Source organism: Streptomyces sp. NPDC037126 (assembly GCF_055605965.1).
Genome location: NZ_JBVJTD010000001.1, coordinates 139,483 through 155,182 on the forward strand (window position 1 = coordinate 139,483; position 15,700 = coordinate 155,182).

Genomic DNA, 15,700 nt, shown 5'->3' on the forward strand with positions numbered 1-15,700 from the left:
CTGTCCGGCCGGAGCCTCATCCGCGCCCGTGCTCGCCGTGACCGGTGGAGCGGCGGCCCTCGGCGCCGTCGCCTTCCCCGGCGTCGCCGGCCGCGGCCGCGAGCGCCGCCCGGCGGGCGGGGTGCAGCCGGATCTCGATGTCGTCGGACGTCGCCTCAGGCGCCGGGTCGGCGGTCACGCGGACCCGTACCGGACGGCCGGTGCCGGCCTCGACGAACGACAGGGGCGGGCAGCCGTCCTGCAGGTGCGCGTCGCCCCACTGGATCAGCGACAGGAAGACCGGCAGCAGGTCCTCGCCGGCCGGGGTCAGCCGGTACTCCTCGCGGGCCCGGCTCCCCGGCTCCCGGTAGGGGACCGGGGCGACGATCCCCGCGGCCTTCAGCTGTGCGAGCGCCCGTGACACCGCGGGTGCCGAGGCGCCGATCCGCGTCACGAAGTCGTCGAACCTGGCCGTGCCGTAGAAGCACTCCCGGACCACCAGGAACGCCGTCCGGGTGCTGAGCAGGTTCAGCACCCGCCCCGCCGAGCATCCGTCACCGATCGGCCACGGATCCCGGTCGCGCAGCCGTTCCTCGAAGTTCATCGCCATGCCGCCAGTGTAACTAACGCTTGCGTTATCCAGCTGCTCGTGATTCCCTCTCACTAACGAATGCGTTACCCAGATGGGAGTTGCCATGGTTTCGGTGGCGGACAAGGTCGTCCTGGTGACCGGCGGCCGGCGGGGGCTCGGCGCGGCGCTGGTGGACGAGGTGCTGGCGCGCGGGGCGCGAAAGGTGTACTCGACCGCGCGCTCGGCGCACACCGACGACCGCCCGGAGGTGGTCACCGCCGAGCTGGAGGTCCGCTCGGCGGCCTCGGTCGCCGCCCTCGCGGATGTCGCCACGGACGTCGACATCGTGTTCGGCAACGCGGGCGTGCTGCTGCCGGCTCCGCTGCTGACGGGCGACTTCGAAGACGTCACCACGACCTTCGACGTCAACGTCCTCGGGCTGCTGCGGGTGGCGCGGGCCTTCGCGCCGGTCCTGGCCGCGAACGGCGGGGGTGCGCTGGTGAACATGCACTCCGTGCTGTCCTGGCTGGCCGGGAGCGGCGCCTACGGGGCGTCCAAGGCGGCGGCGTGGTCCGTCACGAACTCGCTCCGGCTCGAACTGGCGAGCCAGAACACCCAGGTCGTCGGCGTGCACGCCGGATTCATCGACACCGACATGGTCTCCTCCATGGACATGGCGAAGGCGACGCCGGCCGACGTGGCCGCGCGGATCGTCGACGGCCTGGAGGCCGGGGCCACGGAGGTGCTCGCCGACGACGTCACCGCCGCCGCCAAGGCGGCACTGCCCGGGCCCGTGGAGGGACTGACCCTGTCCTTCGCCCGCTGACCTCGCGTACCCGACACCCAAGGAGCACCGACATGCCGCTGTGGACCGTCCACCACACCCCCGGGATCTTCACCGGCGAGGAGAAGCACCGGCTCGCCTCCCGCATCACCGACCACTACGAGAAGATCGGGCTGCCCCGGTTCTACGTGGTCACGCTGTTCCACGAGACCCGGCCCGAGGACTTCTACGTCGGCGGGGAGCCCGTCACGGCCGGGGTGCGCATCACCATCGACCACATCGCCCGCCGCAATCCCGACCAGGAGAGCCGGCGCCGGACCGCCCAGTGGGTCAAGGACATCCTGCAGCCCGGCCTCGAAGGGAAGGCGGGGCTGCACTGGGAGTTCCACGTCGACGAGACCAGCGAGGACCTCTGGATGATCAACGGGCTCGTGCCGCCGCCCGGGGGCTCCGACGCCGAGAAGCACTGGGCGGAGACCAACTCGGCCGCCCCCTACTGACGGCGCCCTTCACGTCAGCGTGCGGATCGGGGAGCCGGCGGTCCAGGCCGCGATGTCCTCGACCGCGTCGCGGTAGAAGATCTCGTACAGATCCCGGCTCACGTAGCCGATGTGCGGGGTCACCACGGCGTTGGGCGCGGAGCGCAGGGGGTGGCCGGCGGGCAGCGGTTCGCGGTCGAAGACGTCCAGTGCCGCCCCCGCGATCGTCTCCTCGTCGAGGGCCCGCAGGAGGGCGGACTCGTCGATCACGGGCCCCCGTGACGTGTTGACCAGGATCGCCGTGGGTTTCATCAGGCGCAGTTCGCGCTCGCCGACCAGCCCGCGGGTCCGCTCGCTGAGCACGACGTGGATGCTCAGCACGTCCGAGCGGGAGAACAGCTCGTCGCGCGGGACGTGGGCCGCGCCCTTCGCCCGGGCGTCCTCCGGTGTGAGGTTCTGGCTCCACGCGATGGCGTCCATGCCGAACGCCGCCCCGATGCGGGCGACCTGGGTGCCCAGCCGGCCCAGGCCCAGGATGCCCAGGGTGGCGCCGTGCAGACTGGTGCCCAGTCCCACCTGCCAGCCGCCGGAGCGCACGGACGCGACCTGCTGCGGGATCAGACGTGCCGCGGAGAGGATCAGGCCCCAGGTGAGTTCGACCGTCGGGTGCGCCGCATACCCCGTGCCGCAGACGGTGATGCCCGACGCCCGGGCGGCGCCGACGTCGATCGCCGCGTTGACGGGCGCGGTGGTGACGAGCAGCCTCAGCCGCGGCAGCCGGCTCAGCGTCGACGCGGGGAACGGTGTGCGCTCCCGCATCGCCACGGCCACGTCGTAGTCGCCCAGAGCCGCCACGGTCGCCTTCTCGTCCTCGAACGGCCTGTTGAAGACGTCCACTGGGGCATCCAGGGAGCCCCAGTCGGCCAGGCGCAGGGCGACATCCTGATAGTCGTCCAGGATCGCGACCCTCATCGCCGGTCCCCGGCGCCCGGGTCGGCGTGGGTGCAGGAGCCGGGGGAACGTGACATCGCGGTCCTCCCTCCTCCGTTGACCGGGATCGCGGGGCTCACCGGTCGCTCAACGCGGCGCTCAGTCCGTGAGGCCCTCGATCGCCACGGGAAGGTGCCGGGGGCCGCGCAGCACCGCGTTGGCGCGGTACGGCGGCGGGTCCTCCAGCAGCCCGGCGAACCTGACCCGGCGGAACAGTTCGGGCACGGCCGCATGGAGTTCGATGCGGGCGAGGGGTGCGCCGAAGCAGTAGTGGATGCCGGTGTAGAAGCCCAGGTGCTCGTTGTCCTTGCGCTCGGGATCGAACCGGTCGGGGTCCTTGAAGCGCTTGGGGTCACGGTTGGCCGCGGCCAGCATGAGCCAGACCGATGCCCCCTTGGGGATCGTGGTGCCGGCGACCTCGATGTCGGCCAGGGCGGTGGTCCACGGGACGAACTGGACGGGGGACTCGTACCGCAGCACCTCCTCGATGAGCGGGACGGCCAGGTCCGGATCCTTCTGGAACCGTTCGAGGAGGTCGGGGTGGCGCAGCAGGGTCAGGGTCGTGTTGGTGATCGCGTTGACGGTGGTCTCGTGGCCCGCGACCAGCAGCAGCACCGCGGTGGCCTCCAGGTCCTTCGGTGTCATGGTGGGAGCGAGCGCGCTGAGCATCCCGGGGCCGGGGTGGCTGCGTTTGGCCTCGATCAGATCGCTCAGGTAGGCGCCCATGTCCTCGTGCGCCCGCTGCGCCTTCTCCGGGCCGCCGTTGTCGCCGGAGTGGGGATCGAGTCCCGAGGCCAGTGCGTCCGCCCAGCCGTGGAAGCGCGGCTCGTCCTCGCGCGGAACGCCGAGGACCTTGCAGATGGCGGTGACGGGGAGGGGGTAGGAGAAGTCCTCGACGATGTCGACCTGGTCCTTTCCCTCGAAGGCGTCCAGCAGATCGGTGACGACCCTGTCCAGGTCCGCGCGCAGGTCGTCGAGGAACCTGGGGCTGTGCGGGGGACCGAACGGCCGGTTGACGGTGTCGCGCAACCGGTCGTGGACGGGCGGGTCGGTGAAGATGAAGCTGGGCGGCATGCCGCTCTGTGTCGGCTGCCCGGGGCGGGCCTGGCCGGGCGGGCGGTTGCTGGTGTCGTTGCTCAGCCGTGGGTCGTTGGCCAGGTTCCGCACCTCGTAGTAGGTGCTGACCAGATAGGTGCCGTCCTCCTCCCGGTAGACCGGGGTCTTACGCAGTTCCGCGTAGAGCGGGAACGGATTGGCGCGACTGGCGTAGTCGGTGATCTGCGCGGAGATGGTGCCGGACGTCATGGCGTCTCCTCGGGGCTCCGGGCGGGGAAGGGGGAATCGGACACTCGGCGCGGGCGGACTCCGCACGCGGTTCGCCCGGTGTGCGGCCCGTCGGTGCGACCGCGGTCCCAGGGACGGGCGGACGGGGACCGGGGGAGTCCGGGCCGGCCCGCCACGGCGCCCCGGCCCGGCGGTCGGCCGGCACCCGGGTGGAAACGGAAGGCCGGTCGCGTACCCGGGTGGGAACGGCGCGCCGGCCGCGATCCGCCGCCTGGACCCCGGCCGCTCGGCTCCGTCGGAGAGCGCCGCGGTGACGACGCGGCCGCGGTACCCGCGCACCGCGGCCGGGCGCTCCCCGGCGATCGTTCTCTGGGCGACGACCGGACGGCCGCCCGGCGAGCCTCATCCGGAACCCGCTCCCTGGACGGGCCGCGCGCCGCAGGCACCGCGGCCCTTCTGCTCGGTCCACACGATCGGTTGGTATGCCTCCCCTTCAGCATCGACTTCTTCGAGGGGCCTCGCAATCCGGGGCCAAAGGCATGGCGAGCCGTCTCCCGATCACGGGTGCTCGGCTGATTCCCGCTGGTCAGGAGCGGTCCGGCCGACTGCCTCGGGTCCCGCGTGCACGGGACCCGAGGATCGGAGGACCGGGACGGCGACGACCGGGCGGGCCGGTCCCGGTGCCGCCCTTCAGAGGCCCCGGGCGGTGATGTCGCCGTGCGAGGTGGTGGCGCGGATGTCGAGCTCGGTGGTGCCGTCGTTCTTGAGGGAGTTGCTGACGCGGCCGTAGCCGGTGCCCGCGTCCAGGGCGGCCGAGACACCGGCGGCGGCGCCGACGGTGATGTCGCCGGACTCGGTGCGGAGCACGACCGTGCCGCGCACGGCCTCGGTGATCCGGATGCTGCCCCGTGTGGTGCTGATCTGGGCGGGGCCGCCGAGCCGGCCGACCTCGACGTCGCCGTCGACCGCGGTGAGGCGGACGCTCGCGGCCTCGTCGATCTTGATATGGCGGTACGCGCCTTCGAAGAAGACGTCGCCGAGTCGGCCGACACCGCGCAGCTCGCAGGCGTCGGTCCTGGCCTCGACGCGTGAGCCGGCGGGCAGCTGGACGGTGACCTCCACGGAACCGGAGGGCCCGAAGAGCTGGTTCCCGGGCTCGGGGGTCCGGATCCGCAGGACGCCGTCGGCGTAGGAGACGGTGGTCTGTCCGGCGGTCTCGACGTCGCGGCCCTTGGCGGGGTTGGCGGGCAGGACCTCGACCGTGGTGTCCGCGCGGTCGGCGGCGATGAACTGGATACGTCCCGCGGCGATGTCCACGACGGCGGAGACCGGGGCGGTGGTGTCGAACTTCTGCATCATGCTCTCCTGTGCTCGCTCGTGGTTTCTGATGAACGAAACGCTACGTTGCTTTCCATAGAACGGCAACACATTCGTTGCACTTCATCAGCATTCATGCAGTTGGGAGCGGCAAAACCGTTGCAACAGTCGGACGGCTAACGCAACGTGCAGGGGTCCTTCATTGCAATGGATGACAGTGAACGCTATGGTGGCGATCAAGTACCGCCGCAGTGACCAGCAAGGAGACGCGATGCCGGGAGGCAGGCTCACCCAGCAGGAACGCCGGCAGATCGCGCTGGGGCTGGCCGACAGCCTCCCCTACGCCGAGATCGCCCGGCGTCTCGACCGTCCGACCTCGACGATCACCCGTGAGGTGATGCGCAACGGCGGTCCCACCGCCTACCGCGCCGACCTGGCCCACCGCGCCACCGAGCGCCGCGCCCACCGGCGCCGGCCCGCCGCCTCCCGGGACCCGCGGTCGGCCCCCCAGGCGCACGGACGCGACGCCGAGGCCGTCGCCGAGTACGAGGAGACGCTCACCACCGTCCTCATGGCCACGGGCCTGCCCAAGATGGCGGCCCGGGTGCTGACCTGCCTGTTCACGTCCGACACGGGCAGCCTCACCGCGTCCCGGCTCGCGGAGCGCCTCCAGGTCAGCCCGGCGTCCATCTCCAAGGCGATCGCCTTCCTGGAGAGCCAGAGCCTCGTACGCCGGGAGCGCGACGAACGCCGCCGCGACCGCTACATCGTCGACGACGAGCTCTTCTATCAGGCGACGGTCGCGAGCGCCCGGTCCAACGACCAGCTCGTCGCGACCGCACGCCAGGGAGTCGCCGTCCTCGGCCCGCACACCCCCGCCGCCCACCGGCTGGAGAACATCGCCCGCTTCCTCGACTTCATCAGCGAGAGCATCACCCGCGCCGCCGAACAGGCCCGCGAAGTCCTGCACACCAGGATCGACACGACGCCGGAGGACGTGCCGCCGGCGGAGTGACGACCTGTCCCGAACCGGGCCCCGCGCGGACGGCGGACGGGCGGAACCGGCCGTACGGACGGCGTCTTCGGCAGGCCGCGTCCTCCGGTGCTTCCGTGCCTCGGCGACGGGAGGCTCCTGTGACGCCGGTGGCTGGAGTGTGTGGTGTGGGTGATCCTTGAGAGGTGACCGGGGCGTTCCCGGCGGTGGCGTGGGCCGCGGGACGTGCGGTTCCTCGATGTGCCGGAGGCGCGCATGGGTGACGTGCTGGGCAACGTGCTGGGCCTGGCGGCCGGCGTCGCCGTCAGTCCGCTTCCGATCGTCGCCCTGATCATCGTGCTGGCGACGCCCCGTGGCCGCCTGAACGGACTGGTGTTCACCGGGGGCTGGCTGGTGGGCCTGTCGGCCCTGGGCGCGGTGATGCTGGCCATCGGCGGCAAGGGGGACTCCAGCAGCCACGGGCACCCGGCGGACTGGGTGGGCGCCCTCAAACTCGCCCTGGGCGTGGCGCTGGTCCTGTTCGCCGTACGGCTGTGGCGCCGTCGCCCCACCGACGCCACGCAGGCGCGGCTGCCCCAGTGGATGGCCGCGATCGACCGGTTCACGCCGGGGAAGACGTTCCTCCTCGCCCTTCTGCTGTCCGCGGGCAATCTGAAGAACGCCCCGCTGACCATCGCCGCGGCGGTGTCCATCAGTTCGTCGGGGATCCCGGTCGGACAGCAGGTCGCCGCGCTGGCGATCTTCGTCGTCGTCGCCTCCCTCGGACTGCTGACCCCGCTGGGGGTCTTCCTCGTCATGGGGGAGCGGGCGAGAAGCATGCTGGGCGACTGGAAGGAATGGGCGGCGCGGCACAACGCGGCCATCATGGCGGTGCTCTTCTTCGTGTTCGGCCTCAAGCTGCTCGGCGACGGCATCGACGTGCTGGCCACCTGACCGTGCCGACACCGGCCGCCGAGCGCGCCCGCGGCCGGCGGTGTCACGGGGGCCCGGTCCGCGCCCGCAGCGGCGGCGGGCTGCCGAGGCGGCGGGCCAGCGGCGGCTCCTGCGCCGCGACGGCGCCCGCGCTGATGCTGATCGCGACCGCCACGCAGACCACGATCAGCCACGACAGCACGATGAACACCGAGCCGAGGGGGCCGTACTCCGCGAGGGTGCGGTTGAGCGCCTTCGGCAGGTACAGCCGGGCGGTCACGCTCAGCGCGGTGACGGCGACGGCCGTGATCACCGCGCCGGGCAGCAGGGGCCGCCAGCCGATCAGGCCGCCGAGCAGCAGGTGCTGGGTCCACCACCACAGACCCGTCAGACCCACCAGCGTGATCGGGATGCCCAGCCAGGCCCCGACGCCGAACCCGTCGCGCATCGGTCCCTGCACCAGCAGCGCGCCGAGCCACAGCACGAGCCAGGCGACCCAGCGCCAGGGAGCGATCCTGGTCCCCGCCCGGGGGATCTCCCAGGCCCGTTTGCACAGCCGCTGCATCGCCCTGCTGACCGCGGTGGCCGAGAGCAGCACCATCAGCCCGCCCACCGCGCCGGTCGCCTGCCGCAGGTTCCCCGTCGTGGGCGCCAGCGCGTGCACGAGCTGGGCGTTCGCGGCGCCGTTGATCCCGAAGGCCGTACGGACCGAGGTGATGAGCTGGTGCCGTACCGCGGGCGGGGCGTACGCGCCGACCACGAAGAGCAGCGGGACCGCGGTCAGGAAGCACTGGGCCGCCAGACGCGTGGCGGAGTCGAAGATGTTCACCGACACCATGCGGTCCGCGAGATGGGTGACCACCGGGAACCGGATCGCCGCCCGGGCGTGCGCGGACCGGGCGGAGACGGCCAGCCGGTGTGCCCGGCCGCGCAGTCGGGACGTGTCGCGGGCTCCCCGGGGCGCACGGAGCACGCGCCGTCGCGGCACCCTGCCGGTACTGGGCATGACGTCGCTCCTTCCCACCACCCCAGGGTGGGAGACCCGGCGCTCCGCGGCACGCCGGGCCGCGGGAGCGCCGTGAGGACGATCTTCCGCGGGCCGGACGCGAGGGTCGCGAACGGGCGCCGAGGGGAGGAACATCGGAGGCACGGAGGCAAGGTGGTGGCTATGGGGACACCGTCGATGCTGTTCAGCGAGAGTCCGGACGATCCGTTCGCTCTCGGGCGTGGCGCCGCGGCGGTACTCGACGATCACGGAACGGTGGTCGGCTGGAGCACCCGTGCCCAGGAGCTGCTCGGCTATTCGGCCAAGGAAGTGATCGGACGGCCGTGGCGGGACCTCCTGGTCGACGCCCGTGACATGCCCGCCGCCCGCACCGTCGCCGTCGACGCCATGAGGACCGGAGGCTGGTTCGGCGTCCTGCCGGTCCGGCACCGCGAGGGGCAGCGGGTGGAGATGGGCTTCCGGGCCCGCGCGGTCGTGCGGGACGAGGACAGCCAGGAGTGGCTCCTGGTCGGGGCCCCCGCCGCGGACGTCATCGCCTGGGAGCGGGACCGCGCGCTCCTGGACGGCCTGTACCGCAGGTCGCCGATCGGCCTGGCCACCTACGACACGGACCGCAAAGTGATCCGGATCAACCGCGCGATCGCCAAGGCGAGCGGTGTCCCGCCCGAGGCGCCGGTGGGCCGGCGCCCCAGCGAGTTCATGGTCGACGAGGACGGGGGGCCGGCCGAGGAGCGGGTGCGGCACGTCCTGGAGACCGGCGAGCCGTTGATCTTCACGGAGCAGTCGGCGCGGGCACGCCATGAACCGGGCCGGGAGCGGATGGTGTCCGTCTCGGCGTTCCGGATGGAGGACTCCGCGGGCCGGGTCCTCGGCGTGGCCGAGACGATCGAGGACGTGACCCAGCGCTACCGGGCCCGCCGCAGACTCACCCTGCTCAACGAGGCGAGCGCCCGGATCGGAACCTCGCTGGACGTGACGCAGACCGCCCGGGAGCTGGCCGAGGTGGCCGCCGAGGGCCTGGCCGACCACTGCTCGGTCGACCTGCTCAGGGCGGTGACACACGGCGACGAACCGTCGCGCGGTGTGGCAGGGCCGCTGCTGCGGGTGGCTCTCTCGCCCCCGGACCACCGCATCCCCTTCCAGGAGGGCGAGGTGGTCCCGCTCTTCCCGGAGTCCCCGCAGGCACGGTGCCTGGCCGAGCGCCGGCCGATCCTCGAACGGCTGCTGTCGCTGCGTCCCGAGTGGTACGCCATGGACAGGCGGCGGATCGAGGTGGCCCTCGGGCTCGGCGTCCACTCGCTGATCGTGGTGCCCCTGGTCGCGCGCGGTCTGGTCCTGGGCGTGGTGAGCCTGTGGCGGGCCCGCCACTCGGAACCCTTCGAGGAGGACGACGCCGCGGTGGCCCAGGAGTTCTCCTCGCGCGCGGCCGTCTGCATCGACAACGCACGCCGCTTCACGCAGCAGCAGAACGCCGCCCTGACGCTCCAGCGCAGTCTGCTCCCGATGGCGGCGTCGGACCTGCCTGCCGTCGAGGTGGCCTGCCGGTACCTCCCGGCCAGCCAGGAACCGGGTATCGGCGGCGACTGGTTCGACGTGATCCCGCTGTCGGGAGCCCGCGTCGCCCTCGTCGTGGGGGACGTGGTCGGCCACGGGATCCACGCCGCGGCCTCCATGGGCCGCCTGCGGGCCGCCGTGCGGACCCTGGCCAGCCTCGACCTGGAACCCGACGAACTGGTGGCCCGGCTGGACGATCTGGTCAGCCTCCTGGCGAACGAGCTGGAGGCGAACGGCAGCCGGCCGCCCGTCGAGCAGATACTCGGCGCCACCTGCCTGTACGCCGTCTACGACCCCGTCTCCCGGCGCTGCTCCCTGGCCCGGGCCGGCCATCCGGCACCGGTGCTGACCACCCCGGACGACCAGGTGACCGTGCTCGACCCGCCCGCCGGGCCGCCGCTCGGCCTGGGCGGGCTGCCGTTCGAGACGTACGAGCTCGATCTCCCGGAGGGCAGCCTGCTCACGCTGTACACCAACGGCCTGCTGGAGGCGCGCAGCGGCGACGTCGACGCCGCTCTGGAGAAACTGGGCGAATGCCTCGCGCACTCCGGCGATCCGCTGGACCGCACCTGCCACGCCGTGGTGGAGGCGCTGCTGCCCGCCGAGTACGTCCCCTCCGACGACATCGCGCTGCTCGTCGCCCGCACCAAGGTGCTGCCCCCGGAGAACGTCGCCGCGTGGCAGCTCCCCCTGGAGGCGACCGCCGCCGCCCGGGCGAGGGAGCTGACCACGGCGAAGCTGGCCGAATGGGGGCTGACGGAGCTGGCCTTCACCACCGAGCTGGTCGCCAGTGAGCTGGTCACCAACACCTACCGGTACGCGGACGGCCCCGTCACCCTGCGCCTGATCCGTACGCACTGCCTGATCTGCGAGGTGTCCGACAGCAGCCACACCTCCCCGCACCTCAGGCGGGCCCGCAGCATGGACGAGGGCGGACGCGGGCTCTTCCTGGTGGCGCAGCTCACCGAGCGGTGGGGCACCCGCTACACCCACGACGGCAAGACCGTGTGGACGGAGCAGCCCCTGCCCTGCGCCGACCGCCGCGAGGCACCGCCGAGGACCTGCTGACCGGTCGGCCCCCCGCGGTGCCCGGGCGGGTGCTCAGACGTGCTGCCGGTCGAGGAAGTCGGTGACGAGCTTCTGCCACGCGGTGGGCGGGCGCGGTCAGGGCAGCAGGACGGCCTTGCCGCGGTTGCGGTGGGCCTCCAGGTCGGCGTGGGCCTGTGCGGCCTCCGCGAGGGGGTAGGTGCGCCAGATCGGCACCGAGAGCGCGCCGTCGGCGGCGAGTCGTGCCAGCTCCGGCAGGGACTCCCCGGCCTCCTCGCCGCCACCGGCGCTGAAGCGGACGCCGTGCTGGGCGGCGGACATGTCGGCGATGGTGATGACGTGCGCGCTGTCGCCGGTCAGGGCGACGGAGTCGGCGAGCACACCGGCACCGGAGGCGTCGAACACGAAGTCGACCCCCTGCGGGGCCGCGGCCTTCACCCGCTCGGTCCAGCCGTCGCCGTAGCGGACCGCGGTGGCTCCCAGCCCGGTGACGCGCTCGATGTCGTGCTCACCGGCCGTGCCGACGACGGTGATGCCCCGGGCGACGGCCAGTTGCACCGCGACGGTGCCCACGCTGCCGCCGGCGCCGTGGACGAGCAGGGTCTGCCCCGCCCCCACACCCAGCTGCGCGAGGACCCGGGCCGCGGTGCGGCCGACCGTGACCAGCGAGGCGGCGGCCTCCCACGACAGCGCCCCGGGCTTGGCCACCGGCCCGTCGAGCAGGGCGTACTCGCTGTAGCTGCCGCCGACGGCGGAACCGAGGACCTCGTCGCCCACGGCCGCCCCGGCCCCCTCGCCCACGGCGTCGACGACACCGGCGGCGTCCAGGCCGGGCGTCACGGGGAAGTCGGCCGGGACGGCGCGCGTCATCAGGCCGGACCGGATCTTCATGTCGAGCGGGTTGACGGAGGCGGCCCGCACACGGATCCGGACCTGGCCCGGACCGGGCTCCGGCGCGGTGACCTCCGACAGCCGCAGGACGTCGGGCGTGCCGTACTCGGAGAACGTGATCGCTTTGGACATCGTGAACTCACTTCCTGGTGGGAGCAGATGGTGGGGGCGGTGGAAGCAGGCGGGCCGGGGCCGCGCGTCTCCGACTCACTGTGCGGCCGTGCCGGCGGGACCGCCGCTCAGGCGGTCAGGGTGGGGTAGTCGGTGTAGCCGCGGTGGTCGCCGCCGTAGAAGGTGTCCTGGTCCGGGGCGTTGAACGGACCGCCTGCGGCGAGCCGCCGGGGCAGGTCGGGGTTGGCCAGGAACAGCGCCCCGTAGGCGACCATGTCCGCGCTCCCGTCCTCGACCAGCTTCAGCGCGTCGGGGCCGGTGACGTCGGGGTGGGTGAACGGGTTGAGGACGAACGTGCCGCGCCAGGCCTTGCGCAACCGGGCCGTCAGCTCGCGGTCCGGGCCCTCCATGAGGTGGAGGTAGGCCGGCTCCAGGCCGGCGATCCGCTCCAGCAGCGCCTCGTAGACCTCTGCCGGGTCCTCCTCGGAGATGTCGTTGTACGGGTTCCCGGGCGAAATCCGCAGTCCGACCCGGTGTCCGCCGATCGCCTCGGCCACGGCCGTGACGACCTCCACCGCGAACCGGATCCGGCCCTCGGTGGTGCCGCCCCAGGCGTCGGTGCGCAGGTTGGTGCCGGGCGCGAGGAACTGGTGGAGCAGGTAGCCGTTGGCGCCGTGGATCTCCACGCCGTCGAACCCGGCGTCGACGGCGTTGCGGGCCGCGTCGGCGAAGTCGGCGATCGTCCGCCGGATCTCCGTCTCGCTCAGCTCCCGAGGCGTCACGAAGTCCTTCGGGCCCTCGTGGGTGAAGACCCGGCCCTTGGCGGCCACCGGCGACGGCCCCACCGGGACCAGTCCGTCGGGCAGCAGGCTCGGGTGGCCGATCCGGCCGGTGTGCATCAGCTGGGCGTAGATCACCCCGCCCTCGCGGTGCACGGCGTCGGTCACGGTCCGCCAGGCCCGCACCTGCCCGGCCGTGTGCAGGCCGGGGGTGTCGGGGTAGCCCTGGCCGACCGGGGAGGGCTGGACGCCCTCGGTGACGATCAGCCCGGCGCCGGCGCGCTGGGCGTAGTAGGTCGCCATCAGCTCGGTCGGCTCGGCGCCGGGGCCGTAGGCGCGGCTGCGGGTCATCGGCGCCATCGCGATGCGGTTGGCCAGGGGCTTGCCGCCCAGTTCGATCGGGTCGAAAGCGGTGGTCATGACGTCTCCTCGGGATGAGTGCGGTGCGGGCGCTCCGGTGCCCGTACCTCGCGGTTGCCTGTCCGAACAAGTAAATCATCTGTCCGAACAGGTAAATCCGGAGGATTCATTCCGAGGGTGGAATGTGATGCTCGTCACGTGCTCTGACGTGCCCATTCGTCCCTCAGGGTGTCTTTCGCCCGCGAGAGCGCCTGTTGGGAGGTAGGATCAGCTTGCTCGGACAGGGAAGTGAGGAAGAGATGGCGCAGTCCAAGGTGGAGGCCGGACCCGGACCGGGGTCCGAGGGTGCGGGGCAGGAGGCGACCGTCCCGGTGCCGGCCGCGGCGGGAGGCGGCCCGATCAGTCACGCGATCTTCCGCCTGGCGCGCCTGCACCGCATGTTCGCGGGACAGCTGCTGCGCCGCATCGGCCTTCATCCGGGCCAGGAGCTGGTCATGATGCACCTGTGGGAACTCGGTCCCCAGCGGCAGGCCGACCTGGTGCGGCTGATGGACTCCGACGCCGCCACCATGACCCGCACCGTCCGCCGCCTGGAGCAGGCCGGCTTCGTGCGCCGCCGTCCCTCGCCCACCGACAAGCGGGCCTCGCTCATCGAGCCCACGGCGGCCAGCCACGCCCTGCGCCGCGAGGTCGAGCAGGTCTGGGCCCAGCTGGAGGAACTCGTGGCGGCCGACCTCGACGACGGCGAACGGGCCGCCGCACTGGGGACGCTGGAACGCCTGGAGCGCAACCTGGTGCGGGCCGCCGGCTCCATGGGCGCGGACACCGGGAGCCGACGTCACGTCGGGCGATCATGCCGGTCCTCCGGGTGCGCCGGCGCTGCCCGTATGTCTTAGATGTACGCGTCTGTCCGGTCCCTGAGTGTGGGGGAATCATGGCGTGTCGGATTCGTGGGGGAAGGCTGCGCCGGCAGGTGCGGGTGGGCGCGGCGCTGGTGTCCCTGGGCGTGCTCGGTGCCGTCCAGTCCGGGTGCGCCGACGGGGTGGACACCGCCGACGGCGCTTCGTCCGCCGGCGCTTCGCTCGCCCCCGCGCCACCGCGGCAGCCGCCGCCCCAGCTGACGCCGGCACAGGTGACGGCGGCCGTGGACCGGCTCGACGGCCTGGTGCGGAACGCGATGCGGCAGACCGGGGTGCCGGGCGTCGCCGTGGGCGTCGTCTACCGGGACAAGGTGGTGTACGAGAAGGGCTTCGGCGTCCGCGAGCTGGGCAGGAGCGGCAAGGTCGGCCCCCGGACGGTCTTCCAGCTGGCCTCGGTGTCGAAGCCGTTGTCGTCGACCGTCGTCGCCGGGGCCGTGGGACGCAAGGTCGTCGGCTGGGACGATCCGGTGGTCGCCCATGACCCCGGCTTCGCGCTCAAGGACCCCTACGTGACCGCGAACGTGACGGTCGCGGACCTGTTCTCGCACCGCAGCGGACTGCCCGACCACGCCGGCGACCTGCTGGAGGACCTGGGGTACCAGCGCGACTACATCCTGCGGCACCTGCGGCTGGAGCCGCTGGCCCCGTTCCGCGCGACCTACGCCTACACCAACTACGGACTCACCGCGGCGGGGGTGGCGGTGGCCGACGCGGCGGGGACCAGCTGGTCACGACTGGCGGCGAACACACTGTTCAAGCCCCTGGGGATGGACCACTCCAGCTATCTGCGCGCCGACTACGACAAGGCCGCCGACAAGGCGTCGGCCCACGTCGAGGCGGACGGCCGCTGGAAGCCCTCCGTCACCGAGAACGCCGACAGCCAGGCGCCCGCGGGCGGCGCGAGTTCGAGCGTCGAGGACCTCACGAAGTGGATGCGCCTGCAACTGGACAACGGTGCTTTCCACGGGAGGCAGTTGATCGCCCCGGCGGCCCTGGACGAGACCCGCGTCCCGCACTCCGTCGCCATGGCCCCGCTCGCCCCCGCGGGTGAGCCGGGCTTCTACGGGCTCGGCTGGAACGTCGGTTACGACGACCGCGGACGGCTGCGCCTCAACCACTCCGGCGGCTTCGACCTGGGCGCCGCCACCGTGGTCACCCTGCTGCCCGGCGAACGGCTCGGCATCGTGGTGCTGACGAACGGGCAACCCGTCGGCGTGCCCGAGGCGGTGGCCGCGGCGTTCTTCGACATCGCCGAGAACGGCAGGCCGACGGTCGACTGGCTGCCGTTCTTCCGCAAGGTGGTGGGGGTCGCCGCGTACACGCCCAAGTCCCCGACGAACTACGCCGAGCGGCCCGCCGGCGCCACCCCGGCCAAGGCCGCGGACGCCTACACGGGCACCTACGCGAACACGTACTACGGCCCGCTCAACGTCACCGGCGACGCCCACGGCAACCTGAGCATGACACTGGGCCCGCGGAAGATGTCGTTCCCCCTGACGCACTACACGGGCGACACCTTCAGCTACCGGACACGGGGCGAGAACGCCGCCGGCCTGTCCGGCGTCACCTTCCACACCCGCTCCGGCCGGGCCACGAGCGTCACCGTCGGGCACCTCGACGCAGGCGGGCTGGGCACCTTCAGCCGCTGAGGGCCGCGGCGCCCGTGGGCGTACGGTCGCGGAGCCGCCGCCGGGAGTGAGCAGGAACACACCGACCGCTCGG

The 15,700-nt window shown here is 72.7% G+C and carries 14 protein-coding genes; 7 read left to right on the top strand and 7 right to left on the bottom strand.

The window, feature by feature from the left end:
- Positions 1-16: 16 nt before the first annotated feature.
- Positions 17-589, bottom strand: a complete 573-nt coding sequence (locus ACZ7FF_RS00620; protein ID WP_470808275.1) for a winged helix-turn-helix transcriptional regulator — start codon at positions 587-589, stop codon at positions 17-19.
- An 85-nt stretch (positions 590-674) separates the two neighbouring features.
- Between ACZ7FF_RS00620 and ACZ7FF_RS00625 the strand changes: the two genes are divergently transcribed.
- Complete coding sequence (locus ACZ7FF_RS00625) at positions 675-1,376, top strand: SDR family oxidoreductase (RefSeq protein WP_470808276.1); 702 nt, start codon at positions 675-677, stop codon at positions 1,374-1,376.
- Positions 1,377-1,408: 32 nt separating this feature from the next.
- Positions 1,409-1,834, top strand: coding sequence for a tautomerase family protein (locus ACZ7FF_RS00630; protein ID WP_470808278.1), 426 nt, complete (start codon positions 1,409-1,411; stop codon positions 1,832-1,834).
- A 9-nt stretch (positions 1,835-1,843) separates the two neighbouring features.
- Here the strand turns inward: ACZ7FF_RS00630 and ACZ7FF_RS00635 are convergent, their stop codons facing one another.
- From ACZ7FF_RS00635 to ACZ7FF_RS00645, 3 genes are all read right to left on the bottom strand, one after another.
- Entirely contained in the window at positions 1,844-2,785 is a 942-nt protein-coding gene (locus ACZ7FF_RS00635; protein ID WP_470808280.1) for a D-2-hydroxyacid dehydrogenase family protein, read from the bottom strand.
- A gap of 117 nt (positions 2,786-2,902) precedes the next feature.
- A complete protein-coding gene (locus ACZ7FF_RS00640; protein WP_470808281.1) occupies positions 2,903-4,108 on the bottom strand; it encodes a cytochrome P450 in 1,206 nt (401 codons plus the stop codon).
- A 669-nt stretch (positions 4,109-4,777) separates the two neighbouring features.
- Complete coding sequence (locus ACZ7FF_RS00645) at positions 4,778-5,443, bottom strand: DUF4097 family beta strand repeat-containing protein (protein ID WP_470809543.1); 666 nt, start codon at positions 5,441-5,443, stop codon at positions 4,778-4,780.
- 232 nt (positions 5,444-5,675) lie between these two features.
- On the opposite strand from ACZ7FF_RS00645, the gene ACZ7FF_RS00650 reads away from it, so the two are divergent.
- Entirely contained in the window at positions 5,676-6,419 is a 744-nt protein-coding gene (locus ACZ7FF_RS00650) for a helix-turn-helix domain-containing protein (protein ID WP_470809544.1), read from the top strand.
- A gap of 234 nt (positions 6,420-6,653) precedes the next feature.
- Positions 6,654-7,331 (top strand): GAP family protein, encoded by a 678-nt coding sequence (locus ACZ7FF_RS00655; protein ID WP_470808283.1) that lies wholly within the window; start codon positions 6,654-6,656, stop codon positions 7,329-7,331.
- A 43-nt stretch (positions 7,332-7,374) separates the two neighbouring features.
- Here ACZ7FF_RS00655 and ACZ7FF_RS00660 read toward each other — a convergent pair whose 3' ends face one another.
- Positions 7,375-8,316, bottom strand: a complete 942-nt coding sequence (locus ACZ7FF_RS00660; RefSeq protein ID WP_470808285.1) for a YhjD/YihY/BrkB family envelope integrity protein — start codon at positions 8,314-8,316, stop codon at positions 7,375-7,377.
- A gap of 162 nt (positions 8,317-8,478) precedes the next feature.
- Here ACZ7FF_RS00660 and ACZ7FF_RS00665 point away from each other — a divergent pair, with 162 nt between their 5' ends.
- Positions 8,479-10,938 carry a SpoIIE family protein phosphatase gene (locus ACZ7FF_RS00665; protein ID WP_470808286.1) on the top strand — a complete coding sequence of 820 codons (2,460 nt, stop codon included), beginning with the start codon at positions 8,479-8,481 and terminating at the stop codon, positions 10,936-10,938.
- A gap of 96 nt (positions 10,939-11,034) precedes the next feature.
- Here the strand turns inward: ACZ7FF_RS00665 and ACZ7FF_RS00670 are convergent, their stop codons facing one another.
- A complete protein-coding gene (locus tag ACZ7FF_RS00670) occupies positions 11,035-11,940 on the bottom strand; it encodes an NADP-dependent oxidoreductase (RefSeq protein ID WP_470808287.1) in 906 nt (301 codons plus the stop codon).
- Between the two features lie 107 nt (positions 11,941-12,047).
- Positions 12,048-13,118, bottom strand: a complete 1,071-nt coding sequence (locus ACZ7FF_RS00675; RefSeq protein WP_470808289.1) for an alkene reductase — start codon at positions 13,116-13,118, stop codon at positions 12,048-12,050.
- Between the two features lie 239 nt (positions 13,119-13,357).
- Here ACZ7FF_RS00675 and ACZ7FF_RS00680 point away from each other — a divergent pair, with 239 nt between their 5' ends.
- Together ACZ7FF_RS00680 and ACZ7FF_RS00685 are read left to right on the top strand one after the other, a co-directional pair.
- Positions 13,358-13,954, top strand: coding sequence for a MarR family winged helix-turn-helix transcriptional regulator (locus tag ACZ7FF_RS00680; RefSeq protein WP_470808290.1), 597 nt, complete (start codon positions 13,358-13,360; stop codon positions 13,952-13,954).
- A gap of 38 nt (positions 13,955-13,992) precedes the next feature.
- Positions 13,993-15,627, top strand: coding sequence for a serine hydrolase (locus ACZ7FF_RS00685; RefSeq protein WP_470808292.1), 1,635 nt, complete (start codon positions 13,993-13,995; stop codon positions 15,625-15,627).
- Positions 15,628-15,700 lie beyond the last annotated feature (73 nt).

Excerpts from the sequence above, each read along its gene's own strand:
- ACZ7FF_RS00620 (WP_470808275.1), bottom strand. The coding sequence starts at position 589 with ATGGCGATGAACTTCGAGGAACGGCTGCGCGACCGGGATCCGTGGCCG.
- ACZ7FF_RS00625 (WP_470808276.1), top strand. The coding sequence starts at position 675 with ATGGTTTCGGTGGCGGACAAGGTCGTCCTGGTGACCGGCGGCCGGCGG.
- ACZ7FF_RS00630 (WP_470808278.1), top strand. The coding sequence starts at position 1,409 with ATGCCGCTGTGGACCGTCCACCACACCCCCGGGATCTTCACCGGCGAG.
- ACZ7FF_RS00635 (WP_470808280.1), bottom strand. The coding sequence starts at position 2,785 with ATGAGGGTCGCGATCCTGGACGACTATCAGGATGTCGCCCTGCGCCTG.
- ACZ7FF_RS00640 (WP_470808281.1), bottom strand. The coding sequence starts at position 4,108 with ATGACGTCCGGCACCATCTCCGCGCAGATCACCGACTACGCCAGTCGC.
- ACZ7FF_RS00645 (WP_470809543.1), bottom strand. The coding sequence starts at position 5,443 with ATGCAGAAGTTCGACACCACCGCCCCGGTCTCCGCCGTCGTGGACATC.
- ACZ7FF_RS00650 (WP_470809544.1), top strand. The coding sequence starts at position 5,676 with ATGCCGGGAGGCAGGCTCACCCAGCAGGAACGCCGGCAGATCGCGCTG.
- ACZ7FF_RS00655 (WP_470808283.1), top strand. The coding sequence starts at position 6,654 with ATGGGTGACGTGCTGGGCAACGTGCTGGGCCTGGCGGCCGGCGTCGCC.
- ACZ7FF_RS00660 (WP_470808285.1), bottom strand. The coding sequence starts at position 8,316 with ATGCCCAGTACCGGCAGGGTGCCGCGACGGCGCGTGCTCCGTGCGCCC.
- ACZ7FF_RS00665 (WP_470808286.1), top strand. The coding sequence starts at position 8,479 with ATGGGGACACCGTCGATGCTGTTCAGCGAGAGTCCGGACGATCCGTTC.
- ACZ7FF_RS00670 (WP_470808287.1), bottom strand. The coding sequence starts at position 11,940 with ATGTCCAAAGCGATCACGTTCTCCGAGTACGGCACGCCCGACGTCCTG.
- ACZ7FF_RS00675 (WP_470808289.1), bottom strand. The coding sequence starts at position 13,118 with ATGACCACCGCTTTCGACCCGATCGAACTGGGCGGCAAGCCCCTGGCC.
- ACZ7FF_RS00680 (WP_470808290.1), top strand. The coding sequence starts at position 13,358 with ATGGCGCAGTCCAAGGTGGAGGCCGGACCCGGACCGGGGTCCGAGGGT.
- ACZ7FF_RS00685 (WP_470808292.1), top strand. The coding sequence starts at position 13,993 with ATGGCGTGTCGGATTCGTGGGGGAAGGCTGCGCCGGCAGGTGCGGGTG.